Source organism: Acinetobacter sp. GQ146, assembly GCF_059758585.1.
Genome location: NZ_JCAXDV010000003.1, coordinates 265,308 through 277,364, shown reverse-complemented (window position 1 = coordinate 277,364; position 12,057 = coordinate 265,308). Strand labels below are relative to the sequence as shown.

Below are 12,057 nucleotides of genomic sequence, written 5' to 3'. Positions count from 1 at the left end.
TAAAAATTACTATCATAAAAATAACATTAAAAAGATCAGTACAATAATGCAGCCACATATCCGTCTCAATATGATTGTCAAAAATGAAGCCGCCGTGATTTTGCGTTGCTTAAAGTCAGTCAAACCTTGGATTCACTCTTGGGCAATTGTCGATACAGGCTCTACCGATGGCACACAACAACTGATTCAAGACTTTATGCAGGATATGCCTGGACAGCTGTTTGAACGGCCTTGGCATAATTTTGGCTTTAATCGCAGCGAAGCCCTACAACTAGCACAAGCTCCCAACCTGCCTCCTGCCGACTATTTAATGTTTATTGATGCCGATCAAACCCTATTGGTCGAGCCAGAGTTTCAATGGGGGAGCTTATCTGGCACTGGTTACTATTTAGAATATATATATGGCAACATTCGTTACCAACTCAATGCCTTGGTCTCAACCAAACTGCCCTGGGTGTGGAAAGGGGTCTTACATGAATTTCTCGATTCAACAGCACCACATACCTGGCAATTCTTAGCAGGACCTCGTATTTTCGTGCAACATGATGGCGCACGCGGGCGCGATCCCTCTACCTATCTCAAAGATATAGAAATACTCAAACAAGGCATTAAAGATGAGCCAGAGAACCTGCGTTATCAGTTTTATTTAGCTCAAAGTTATCAAGATGCCCATTTACCCGAGCAGGCGCTGGAAGCCTATCAAATCCGTGCGGCAGCTGGAGGATGGGAAGAAGAGCGCTGGCTCGCACAATTCCGCGCAGCGAAATTTAAGGAGCTGTTGAAGCATCCTGCTGAAGACATCCGACATGCCTATTTACAAGCTTGGGTCAGTCGCCCGCAACGCGCTGAACCACTCTATGAGTTGGCGCGCTATTATCGTGAGCAGCGTTTATTTGCACAAGCCTGCCAATTTGCCTTGCAAGCTTGCCAAATTAGACGTCCAAGCGATATTTTATTTGTCGATGAAAGTGTGTATACCTGGCGAGCCTTAGATGAACTTAGTGTCGCTGCATCTTATTGCCCACAATATAAAGAAGACGGGAAAAAAGCCATTCTCAAATTATTCATGGAACAGAAATTTCCAGCTTCTGAAGAAGCACGACTGATTGCCAACTTGCGCTTTTATCAATAAAAAGCCCTTGCAAATGCAAGGGCACAATCTACAGTCAATCATCCACAGACATTGCAGTTTCAAACTTAAGCTGGGAACAAGATTTGATAACTTAAACGGACAATTAAAATAGAAACCAATACTAAAAAGATGATCCGGATAAATCCACTGCCATATTTTAATGCCAGTTTAACCCCAACCAATGAACCCGCAATATTCGCGGCGGCCATGGTTAAACCAATTCCAAACAACACATGACCTGCGGGCACAAAAAAACTCAGTGCTGCAAAGTTGGTCATAAAATTGGCGATTTTGGACAGGGCCGAAGCGTGAATAAAATCGACTTTTAAATAGCGAATAAAATAGAAAATAAAAAAACTGCCCGTTCCAGGGCCAAAAATTCCATCATAAAAGCCAATCAACACACTCCCGACTGCAGCGAGCACTAGAATTTTAGTGGTGACTTCCTGCTGAAAATGCACCTGACCAAACTGCTTTTTCATGAAGGTATAGATCGCAATAATGATCAACATACACAACACAAAGGGCTTTAATACTTGGGTAGGAATCATGGAAACACATGCCGCCCCCAAGTAGGAGCTGATAAAAGCCCCCACCCCAATCACCAACAGCAACTTCCACGACAGCGACACGCGACGCATAAATGAAAAGGCCGCTGAAGCCGTACCAAAAATGGAAGACAGCTTATTGGTGCCAAAAACTGTCGCGGGTGCCAATTGCGGCATTGCCCCCATAATCGCAGGAATCTGAATTAAGCCCCCTCCTCCCACTGCGGCATCAATTGCGCCTGCACAGAAAGCAAAGAAGACCAAACTCAGAATAAGATCAAGTTCCATATGATTCAGCCGCCTACAGATTCAAAACACGTTTAGGAATTAAACGCTTTCGATCACTGATTTCGGCCAAACCAAGACATTTTTCACCATCAAAAACCAGCACTTGGGCTTCTGCAGCATGCTCAATATTGCTTTCCATGCCTCGACTGAAATATTCCGCCCGACCTTCAGGCACCTGAATCTGTGTCAAATGCTGTACAGGTGCATAGACTGGCAATAATAAGGCTTCACGCTCTTGTTCAGTTAAAGCTTCCAAATATTCAATGGTATAGCTCGGAATCAGGTCAAAATGACCCGTTTTAATCCGATGTAAATAAGTCAAATGCCCGTAAGTACCCAAGGCTTTGGCAATATCTTCGCCTAAAACCCGAATATAGGTGCCTTTAGAACAGGTCACATCTAAAGTAATACTGTTTTCCGTAAAAGACAGTAGCTGAATGGCTTCAATGGTGATTGGTCGTGCTTCACGCTCAATTTCAATGCCTTTACGCGCTAATTCATACAGCGGACGGCCTTGCTTTTTCAGTGCCGAATACATCGGTGGAATTTGTTGAATCTCGCCAACAAATTGATCCAAGACCTGCTGAATATTTGCTTCGCTCAGCGTAGGTACTGTCTGCTCTAATAAAACCTCGCCCTCAACATCGCCAGTGGTGGTGCTGTGCCCCAATTGCACTGTGGTTTGATAGCGTTTGCTTGAATCTAATAAAAAATGCGAAAACTTGGTTGCTTCACCCAAACAAATCGGCAATAAACCCGAAGCAAGCGGATCTAAAGCCCCAGTATGCCCTGCTTTCTCTGCACGGAATAACCAACGGACTTTCTGTAATGCTGCATTCGAGCTAATACCCAATGGTTTATTTAATAAAAATACGCCATTTACCGCTCGACGCTGGATTTTTACCGCAGAAGATTTCATAACTCAGGACACGCATTTTCAACTGTGGCAATACTAACAACCGCTTGTCTAGTTTTACAACTTTTCTGTTGTTTATTTAGTTTGGCACTGCAAAATTAATTCAGTTCAGAATATTGAATCAATTAAAACAATAAAATGGAAATTGGGCATAGGATATGCAGAAAAAGAAATTATGGCTCATACTGGCTGTGATCCTCGTGATCTTGCTTGGTTTTCTCATCTGGCTTGCACCGAGTGCCAGCACAGGCAGCAATCCAAGAGAGAATCCCCTCAGCGCAGCTGCAACGGAGAATGCCGCCCTCGGCCATCGTACCACTGAACCCCTACAGCAGCCTTTTGTGAGCACGAGCCAACAAGATACGGAAATTAATTGCCAAATCAGCTTAGACCAAGCGAATCACTTAGTAGTTGATGAACGTACACGAAATTGTTTTGAATACTTCATTACCCAATATGGGGAAAAGCAAATTGAGCAGATCAAACAGGATTTTGCAGCATATATTGCTCAAAGCTATCAAGCACCGGCTACAACGCAAATTTTAGATTTATGGAATCGCTATCTCGATTACCGCGTGCAATTAAGCAACTTAAAAGAACCCAATTTAAATCAGCAAGAACCTGAATATTATCGAAAGGTTTTTGCGCTCACGCAAAACTTACGCCAGCAATTCTTTTCCGATTATGAAATTACAGGGCTGTTCGGTGCGGAAAACGTCTACCATGAATATACCCTAAATCGTATGAGTATTCTGGCCGACGCTACTCTCAATGAAGTCCAGAAAGCACAAAAATTAAAACAACTCTTCGCTCAACTGCCTGAAGATTGGAAAGAAAATCTAGAACAACTGTCTAAATTGGAAGATCTGCGCAAACTCACATCTGACCTTAAAGCCCGAGGCGGTTCGCCTGAAGAGCTGCGCCAAATGCGTATGAATTTAGTCGGTGTAGAGGCCACGCAACGACTCGAGCAGCTGGATCAGGAACGTGGTCAATGGAAATCACGAGTGAATGACTATTTAGCACAACGTGATCAGATTTTGCAGAGCCAGATGAGTGAATCAGCACAACAACAAGCCATTCAGCAACTGCGCCAGCAACAATTTAAAAACCCGCAAGAACAATTACGACTTGGAACCTTTGAAACCACACACGACAGAGGAGGAAAGTTACCTTTCGCAGAATAATTCTGCCTCTTAAGACCTTTTTTCAGGATGAAAATATGTATAAAACCAAAAAAATAGCACATAGCCTTTCATTGCTCGGTTTAGCAGCATGTATCGGATTCAGCAGCAGCTCACTCACGGCAGGAGTGCTCAGTGTCAATGCCTCCGCACAAAGCACCTATGCCAAAACTAAATATCCACTGTTATTTACACATGGTATGTTTGGCTTTAGTCGCTTGGGGGTTGCCGAGTTTGGCCTCGATTATTGGTACCAGATTTTGCCCGATCTGGCACGTAATGGCGCAACCAATTTTGCTGCACAAATCTCACCTTTAGAATCTACCGAAGTTCGTGGTGAGCAACTACTACAACAGGTCGAAGAAGTGATTGCGATTTCAGGTAAATCCAAAGTCAACTTGATCGGACATAGCCATGGGGGACCCACTATTCGTTATGTCGAAGCTGTCAAACCTCAATATGTAGCCTCCTTAACTGGGGTAGGTGCTACCTTTAGAGGTTCCAAAGTGGCGGATGATTTACTTTCGAACCAAGCTGGCTCACAACTGTTGAGCATTGCTACCGACTATATTATTGGCCCCTTGATTACTTTTGCCGAAGGTAATCCATCACTACAAAATGATCTACAGGCTTCGCTAAGTTCGATTAGTGAAAAGGGGTCTCAAATATTTAACCAAAAATACCCCACCACAGCACTGGCTACCGACTGTAGTAAAAGTGGTGCAACATCCAACAACGGCGTCTATTACTACTCGTGGACGGGGACCTCGCAAGTAACCAATGTGATTGATGTCGCAGACAGTACAATTTCCTTACTTGCGCCGCTGTCTTATATCAGTACCGACAATGATGGTCTAGTGGCGCGTTGCAGCACGCATTTCGGTAAAGTCATTCGAGACAACTATAACTGGAATCATTTAGATGAAGTCAATCAGGTACTGGGATTAAGAGGTCTATTTAGTCCAGATCCTGTCGATGTCTATCGTCAGCATGCCAATCGCTTGAAGCTACAGGGGCTGTAAAATTCAATCCAAAAAAAAATGCGCCAAAGGGCGCATTTTTTCACTCAAATAAAACTGATTAAACTGCAGTTTTACGAGCTGGTAACTTTTCACGAATACGTGCAGCTTTACCAGACAATTCACGTAGGTAGTAAAGTTTAGCACGACGAACGTCACCACGACGTTTCACTTCGATTTTAGCAACGATTGGAGAGTGAGTTTGGAAAACACGCTCAACACCAACACCGCTAGAAATTTTACGTACTGTGAACGCAGAGTTCAAACCACGGTTTTTCTTCGCGATTACAACACCTTCAAATGCTTGAAGACGCTCACGATCACCTTCTTTTACTTTTACCTGAACGATAACAGTGTCACCTGGTGCAAAAGCTGGGATGTCTTGTTTAAGCTGTGCATTTTCAACAGCTTGTACTAAAGGATGCTTACCGCTCATGGGGTATCTCCAATATGTGTGGGTCAGAAGAGGTCTGAGATCCACTGGGTATAGAGGCTAAAGCGCATAGACCCGATTAACTTTCCCTTTATGCTTGACCGCTTCAACGCATAAAGAGCCTAATTAAGAACACTTAAACACATGCGTCTAAGTCTTCGCATACGGACAATAACTGGAAGCTATCGACCTTATAAATCTTTGAGCCATTTTTTTTGCTGCTTGGTCAGCTCCACTTTTTCCACCAACTCAGGTCGGCGTTCAAGGGTGCGCTGATAACGCTGCAAAAACCGCCATTTTTCAATATTGGCATGATGTCCTGATTTTAAAATATCTGGAACATCTAAACCTTCAAAATGGTCTGGCTTGGTATATTGTGGGCAATCTAACAGACCATCCACAAAAGAATCTTGCACAGCCGATTGTTCATCAGAGATGGTATTCGGCAAACGTCGAATAATACTGTCCAATAGCACCATCGCAGGAAGCTCGCCACCCGATAACACGTAATCTCCAATTGACCATTCCTGATCAACATATTTTTGGATTAAACGCTCATCGACCCCTTCATAACGACCACACAATACAATCAATCCATCATAATCGACAAACTGTTGTACCGCAGTTTCATTCAGGGTTTTCCCTTGCGGTGACATATACACCACAGGAACATGAACTGCTCCCGCTTGCACTGCAAGCTGTTTAGCATGTTGAATTGCTTTTGCCAAAGGCTCAGCCATCATCACCATGCCAGGACCACCACCAAAGGGACGTTCGTCCACTCTTTTATAGTTGCCCTCAGCAAATTCGCGTGGATTGATGCAATGTACTTGCACAATGTCACGTTTTGCTGCACGTCCGCTAATACCGTAGGCTGTAATCGCTTCAAACATTTCAGGAAAAAGCGTAATGACTGCAAAAAACACCGCAGACTCCTCTATTTTCCTGCTGCTGTGTGAATCCTATACGGATTAATAATCTGCGCCCCAATTGACGTAGATACGACCAGCTTCGAGATCAACGCGTTGTACCACATCTTTATGCCATGGAATCATTCGCTCTTCACTATCGATACTTTCGGCAGTTGCGCGAACCACCATCACATCATTAGCGCCTGTTTCAAACAATTCGTGGATTTGACCAAGATTCACTTCCTGTTCTTCATCATCCAGACCTAACACGGTTAAGCCTTTTAAATCCGACCAGTAATACTCGTCCACGCCTGCTTGAGGCAGTTGCGATTTTGAAATCCAGATATTAGCGCCAACCAGATTATCTGCTGCTGTGCGATCACTCACACCCTTCAGCGAAACAACCAAGCCTTTGCCATGTGGTTTCCAACGTTTTACATCGACAATTTGCCAACCTGCTTTGGTCTCAATGTACCAAGGCAGGTAGTCAAATATGTTGCTCATAGGTTCTGTATTGGAATAGACCCAGAGCCACCCATTTAATCCATAAGCTGAACGTAACTGTCCAATCTGAATACGATCTTCGGGAACATTCTGTGTTGGTGTCATGGGCTACCTACTACTTAATTCTTAAAAATTATGCAGTAGCTGCAGCTTTCTTAGCTTGAGCAGCTAAAGAAGCAACACGATCAGAAGGTTGAGCACCTTGTGATACCCAGTGAGCAAAACGGTCAGCATCTAAACGAAGTTTTTCTGCTTTACCTTGAGCTGTAGGGTTGAAGAAACCGATACGTTCGATGAAACGACCGTCACGTGCATTACGACTATCAGTCACAATGATTTGATAGAACGGACGTTTTTTAGCACCACCGCGTGCAAGACGAATAACTACCATGATACAACCTTATAGTTTTTACGGATTTTCCCTGTACCGACCATCGATACATTTCAAACCCCTTTGATAGAGGGCGATATTCTACGCTAAATTCAGCATAAGGGAAAGATCAAAAAACGTTTTATCCACAGTTTTGAATTTAGGTTTTAGCGACCATCCCAATTAGTTGTTGCAGAAGGGACACAAGCTGTACCGCTATTGATATCAGTTCCTTTACTCCAACACCGTTCCCCACGGTAATTGACCACCAAATGCCCATCACCTTGTTGCGCTGATCCTGTAATCGGAGTTGCGGTTAAAGTCCAAGCAGAAGATGTTAATGCCGCTGGCGTACCACCTACAGGCGTTAAACTCACAGTATATAAAGCTGTACCTTGTGTCGGATATGCAGCTGCAATACCCACATCACTTGCTGTTGCTCCCGTCACCTTAAAATTCGCAATTTTGTAACGTTGAATTTGACTTGTAATTTCAGTCAAACTCGCTTTCATATCTTCACGTTTTGTACGACGTACAGACTCTTGATAAGAGGGATAGGCTATCGCGGCTAAAATAGCAATCACCGCAACAACAATCATTAACTCAATAAGAGTAAAGCCTCTTTGCTGTTTTACCATGGCTCACTCCCATTCTCGCAAGAAAAGTCAACTAACGTTGCTGTTTTACTCTTACAGCGTAGACCTGTACTCGTGATTAAATAATTGTAATTTTTAGGGTCTGATGCTACTGCCTTAATTGCCCAATTTCTACCTGAAGCAGCATCATCAGTTAAATCTAAATCTGAATCATCTCCATCTTTAATCGTTAATGTATATTTAATTGCAGTACCAGTCGCTCCTACAGGCAATGTTCCACTCGTCGTTGAAAATTTTTGATAACTAAAATTACGTGCTTTATGCCTATCAAGTAACGTAGCTAAACGCTGCATCTCTTGCTGAGCTTGACTAGCTACTGAGCGCCGAACATATTCTTGATAAGATGGAATAGCAATTGCAGCAAAAATAGCCACAATTACTACTACAACCATCAGCTCAATTAAGGTGAAACCATTTTTTTTCATAGATCACCTCTTATTTTTCATACCAGCGTTGTGCAATTAATTTAATAGTTGTTGCATATTGATCATTTAAGTTATTACCAATAATCGCTCCCCCTACTAAACGCGTAGTACCATCACCACCACTGGCAATCGCATGGTTTTGAATTCCTGGCCCATGCTCATCACTATAATTACTTGTAGTGCGGTCAGGATAATCGGCAGCGGAACATTGACCAAATGGCATACAGAATAACTGTACTTTACTCACCCCTTGCACACCACCACCGCATGTTCCGGTTAAACCTAAACGGCTTGAATCATAACTACTCACATAAAGGTCGTAATCAATTACTGAAGGTGTGTAAAATATTTTTTCATTTTGGATTTTACTACCACCTGTAAGTTGATAGTACCAACCAGAAGAACTCGCATAAGGAGCAATTGGTGCAACCATTTGCTCTGCAGTCTGTTGAAAACGGTTTGCTAAGGTAATTTCATTCAGTGCTAATGCAGCAGTGCTATTTCCTACTGATACATCATGTGTATCTAGACTAACTGAAGAAGAATAAAGATTAGACTTTGTGACATCTTTATCATAAATCGTATATAAAGCATCATAGCTACGACCTGAATCATAACCTGCTAAAGGATGACTTAAATTACCACTACCGATAGAAATTGCCGCAAATAATTGACCACTTACCGTATCCTTAAAAATTGCAAAAGATGGGGCTGCATAAAAGCGCGGACTGTAGCCCGCTGCTGTATTATGCATATTTAAGATGCGGGTTGAGCGGGTAGCAAATGCTCCTATCGTAGATGCATTATTATTTAAATCAATACGGAATACTTGACCACCTAAATCTCCAAAATAGAGGTGATCAACTAAACCATCATTATCTCGATCGGCCGTTTTGATTTCACTTACAACACTATATTTTAGATCGTTGTCTTTTAAAGCTATTACACCTGTTGTTGCAGTCGCAGGAACTCCATTTGTTGCCGTAGTATCTCCAGTCACAGCATTATTACTTGCCCACCACAATAAATCACCATTCAGGGCATCAAACATATACACTCCCGCCCCGACTCCATTGGTCTGATTATAGGTATCGCTTTCATAACCACCATTGTTTGCAGTACCTGTGGAGCCACCAGCATCATAACCACCACCAACAAACATGACCATTTTACGACTACCATTCCAGTTCACCCATGCAATTTTGGGTTTCGACCAGCTTTGTCCCATATACTGTAAAGGCGCGAAACTTTTACTGGAATTATTGTAGTAAACTTTTTGTGTCGCTGGATCAATATGAAATTTTAAAGCAGGATTACTCATATCATGTAGGTCAAGTGAATAATAACTGCGCCCTCCCATACGCAAACCGCCATAAACCAGCTGTTTACCTTGTAACTGGCTACTACTTCCTTCAACAGTAATGGTTTTACCCGTACCTACGGTTAAAGTCCCATCAGATTTTGGTACGTACTCAGTATAGGCAGCCCAAGGTGCATCTATGCCATAAAATAGACTTGCAGTTCCGCCAGTTGTTGATTCAGGTGTCAAAAAGGCCTGACTTTGATTATTAATCATTTCATTTGGAACAAAAGCAAAGACCTCTCTTCCCCCTTTATTCGTGGAAGTGTAGTCATCCGCTTTGACCACATGTAAAACTCCCTGTGTTGTACCAAACAATACATAATCTTCGCGATTAGTGGTCAAAAGAGTATTTTCAGTAGTATCGTATGTCACTTTGCCTTCGTTCGACAAAAGTAATGGTGATGAATGCATCATCGCACCAACCTGCCGTAAATCAAGCAATGTCATAATGTCAGAACGCTTTGGGTCATTGGCAGCATATGTTGCCCGTTCAATTGTTGTTAATGTGGTACCTTCTGTAGCAACGCCTGAGCTATTTATGACACGGTTGGTTAATAACTTTCGATTTTCAACTGTTACACTATCAACTATAGAGGTTCCAAGGGGTAATTGTGATTTCACCCCCCCCATACGTGCATAAAGCTCACTCCCCCAAGTGTTTTCATCACTTTGTGCAATCGTTGAGTTTGTACTGACATCAGGTGCCCAATAATCATGAGTACCATTAATTAAGCGCCCTAACTGATCCACAACGTCCAACTGTTCTTCAGCTACACCAATTACTGCACTATTTTTACCTAAGAGACGTCCTGCTGCATTCACGTGATATTTTTTTAAATTACCCACCCATAAACGACTTCCATCAGTATCTACAACTTTAGGTGTCGGTTTAAACTGTGTAAAATAAGCATTACTTTGTACTAAAGCAGGATTTAGTGGATCTTGAGGAATCGTTGGTGCCCCTGTGGTAAGGTATGGAATATTTACTTCAGAGACTTCTTCGATAAATCGTTTAATAGTAGCAGGCAAGCGGTTATTTTCATTAATGGCATAATAGCCTCCACCACCTTTCACCCCTGATATCGCAGCATCCCTTTTCGCATTATATAAACTTTTCTGATTACTGGTCGCTTCTGCTGCAATTTCATCAATGACTTGTTGAATCATAAGAGCTGTAGTCATTTCAGGATCATATTCTGAAAGGTCTGGCGAGAATGAAAAGCCTGTTCCATAACTTACAACTGCAGATTTAACAGGAACTGCAAGTCTAGCTTTACTTGCAGCTAGTAAATCTGCTGCATTACCAATACATTCCCAACTCCGATCAACAGTGGAACTACCACTATCGGAACATTGTGAAGATGTCAGTCGATATCCCGTTTGTAAGACACTATTTATTTGTGTTGCAGCACTTACTCCTTTGGTAGGCTGATCGCTAAACATAATGTCATCATCGGGAAGTCCAGATGTCAAAGAGAAAATCCCGTAACCTGAACATTGTGCAGCATGCAAATCTGTTCCATCTGGATTTGTCAATAAACTATAAGCTGAGGCACCATAACTCCGTGCAACGCGCACATTTCTCTCACCCTTATTGGTGTCTGACATACGAAGGCCAGCAACAATCTGACTTAACTCATCCCGTCCATTTGTACAACCGGAAAGATCCGTTGTACATAATGTTACTTCATAAGTCGATGGATTCATTTTATACCAGCCCAAAGGTACTGGATATTTTATCACCGCACTACCATCTGCAGGTGATGTAGTGTGTCTAGGAAAAAATGAAAGACCTATAGAAACACCAGCACCTAAACTAGCATCATTCAATACGTCTAGAACATTTCGCTTTAACATCGTTAACCGGCTATAACATGTATAAGTTGTATTAGCTGCATCTAAATCACAAAATGCTTCAATAGCACTTTTCTTTGCTGAAATATCAGCATCTGACTTAGAAATCGTACAGTATGCCGTATCGTACGTATAACTTGCCCCCGAAGGATATGTCCGAGTTTGAGTCCCTGTAAGATATTTTTTATTACCTGTTGGTGGGTCACAGCTTAAACCTGCCCCAAAATCTTCTTTAATAGTACTAGGGCTATTCGTTCCGCTAGGTTCTCCAGACATATATGTTGAATTATCTAAATTCAACATTACCCTAGCCTTTCCATCTGCAGCGGAAGGTGCTTTATAAATCTCAATATCACTAGCATAATTATTAGCCGTTACACACAGCATTAACGTAGCTAAAACTGAGAGCTTAAATGTCATTATTTTCGCTATATTTTTCATTACTTAATCCCTC

The 12,057-nt window shown here is 42.3% G+C and carries 12 protein-coding genes; 3 read left to right on the top strand and 9 right to left on the bottom strand.

The genetic code is table 11. The features are described from left to right. Nucleotides 1-46 precede the first annotated feature (46 nt). A complete protein-coding gene (locus tag AC6CHI_RS07325; RefSeq protein WP_498120387.1) occupies nt 47-1,132 on the top strand; it encodes a glycosyltransferase in 1,086 nt (361 codons plus the stop codon). 65 nt (nt 1,133-1,197) lie between these two features. Here AC6CHI_RS07325 and AC6CHI_RS07320 read toward each other — a convergent pair whose 3' ends face one another. Further along, nucleotides 1,198-1,968 carry a sulfite exporter TauE/SafE family protein gene (locus AC6CHI_RS07320; RefSeq protein WP_498120385.1) on the bottom strand — a complete coding sequence of 257 codons (771 nt, stop codon included), beginning with the start codon at nt 1,966-1,968 and terminating at the stop codon, nt 1,198-1,200. Between the two features lie 13 nt (nt 1,969-1,981). Beyond that, nucleotides 1,982-2,887, bottom strand: a complete 906-nt coding sequence (gene truB, locus AC6CHI_RS07315) for a tRNA pseudouridine(55) synthase TruB (protein WP_498120383.1) — start codon at nt 2,885-2,887, stop codon at nt 1,982-1,984. A 155-nt stretch (nt 2,888-3,042) separates the two neighbouring features. Here truB and AC6CHI_RS07310 point away from each other — a divergent pair, with 155 nt between their 5' ends. Beyond that, nucleotides 3,043-4,071 carry a lipase secretion chaperone gene (locus tag AC6CHI_RS07310; RefSeq protein WP_498120381.1) on the top strand — a complete coding sequence of 343 codons (1,029 nt, stop codon included), beginning with the start codon at nt 3,043-3,045 and terminating at the stop codon, nt 4,069-4,071. A 35-nt stretch (nt 4,072-4,106) separates the two neighbouring features. Next, complete coding sequence (locus AC6CHI_RS07305; RefSeq protein WP_498120379.1) at nt 4,107-5,090, top strand: lipase family alpha/beta hydrolase; 984 nt, start codon at nt 4,107-4,109, stop codon at nt 5,088-5,090. Nucleotides 5,091-5,148: 58 nt separating this feature from the next. On the opposite strand, the gene rplS is transcribed toward AC6CHI_RS07305, so the two are convergent. From rplS to AC6CHI_RS07270, 7 genes are all read right to left on the bottom strand, one after another. Then, nucleotides 5,149-5,523, bottom strand: coding sequence for a 50S ribosomal protein L19 (gene rplS / locus AC6CHI_RS07300; protein WP_458891723.1), 375 nt, complete (start codon nt 5,521-5,523; stop codon nt 5,149-5,151). Between the two features lie 188 nt (nt 5,524-5,711). Further along, complete coding sequence (trmD, locus tag AC6CHI_RS07295) at nt 5,712-6,446, bottom strand: tRNA (guanosine(37)-N1)-methyltransferase TrmD (RefSeq protein ID WP_498120377.1); 735 nt, start codon at nt 6,444-6,446, stop codon at nt 5,712-5,714. Between the two features lie 45 nt (nt 6,447-6,491). Further along, nucleotides 6,492-7,040, bottom strand: a complete 549-nt coding sequence (rimM, locus tag AC6CHI_RS07290; protein WP_458891725.1) for a ribosome maturation factor RimM — start codon at nt 7,038-7,040, stop codon at nt 6,492-6,494. 28 nt (nt 7,041-7,068) lie between these two features. Continuing rightward, nucleotides 7,069-7,326 (bottom strand): 30S ribosomal protein S16, encoded by a 258-nt coding sequence (gene rpsP, locus AC6CHI_RS07285; RefSeq protein WP_100241902.1) that lies wholly within the window; start codon nt 7,324-7,326, stop codon nt 7,069-7,071. A 146-nt stretch (nt 7,327-7,472) separates the two neighbouring features. After that, a complete protein-coding gene (locus AC6CHI_RS07280) occupies nt 7,473-7,943 on the bottom strand; it encodes a type IV pilin protein (protein WP_498120375.1) in 471 nt (156 codons plus the stop codon). Then, on the bottom strand, nt 7,937-8,386 hold the full coding sequence (locus AC6CHI_RS07275; protein ID WP_498120373.1) for a type IV pilin protein: 450 nt from the start codon (nt 8,384-8,386) through the stop codon (nt 7,937-7,939). The genes AC6CHI_RS07280 and AC6CHI_RS07275 overlap by 7 nt, the downstream gene beginning before the upstream one ends. 10 nt (nt 8,387-8,396) lie before the next feature. After that, nucleotides 8,397-12,044 carry a pilus assembly protein gene (locus tag AC6CHI_RS07270; protein ID WP_498120371.1) on the bottom strand — a complete coding sequence of 1,216 codons (3,648 nt, stop codon included), beginning with the start codon at nt 12,042-12,044 and terminating at the stop codon, nt 8,397-8,399. Between the last annotated feature and the right edge of the window lie 13 nt (nt 12,045-12,057).

Excerpts from the sequence above, each read along its gene's own strand:
- AC6CHI_RS07325 (WP_498120387.1), top strand. The coding sequence starts at position 47 with ATGCAGCCACATATCCGTCTCAATATGATTGTCAAAAATGAAGCCGCC.
- AC6CHI_RS07320 (WP_498120385.1), bottom strand. The coding sequence starts at position 1,968 with ATGGAACTTGATCTTATTCTGAGTTTGGTCTTCTTTGCTTTCTGTGCA.
- truB (WP_498120383.1), bottom strand. The coding sequence starts at position 2,887 with ATGAAATCTTCTGCGGTAAAAATCCAGCGTCGAGCGGTAAATGGCGTA.
- AC6CHI_RS07310 (WP_498120381.1), top strand. The coding sequence starts at position 3,043 with ATGCAGAAAAAGAAATTATGGCTCATACTGGCTGTGATCCTCGTGATC.
- AC6CHI_RS07305 (WP_498120379.1), top strand. The coding sequence starts at position 4,107 with ATGTATAAAACCAAAAAAATAGCACATAGCCTTTCATTGCTCGGTTTA.
- rplS (WP_458891723.1), bottom strand. The coding sequence starts at position 5,523 with ATGAGCGGTAAGCATCCTTTAGTACAAGCTGTTGAAAATGCACAGCTT.
- rimM (WP_458891725.1), bottom strand. The coding sequence starts at position 7,040 with ATGACACCAACACAGAATGTTCCCGAAGATCGTATTCAGATTGGACAG.
- rpsP (WP_100241902.1), bottom strand. The coding sequence starts at position 7,326 with ATGGTAGTTATTCGTCTTGCACGCGGTGGTGCTAAAAAACGTCCGTTC.
- AC6CHI_RS07280 (WP_498120375.1), bottom strand. The coding sequence starts at position 7,943 with ATGGTAAAACAGCAAAGAGGCTTTACTCTTATTGAGTTAATGATTGTT.
- AC6CHI_RS07275 (WP_498120373.1), bottom strand. The coding sequence starts at position 8,386 with ATGAAAAAAAATGGTTTCACCTTAATTGAGCTGATGGTTGTAGTAGTA.
- AC6CHI_RS07270 (WP_498120371.1), bottom strand. The coding sequence starts at position 12,044 with ATGAAAAATATAGCGAAAATAATGACATTTAAGCTCTCAGTTTTAGCT.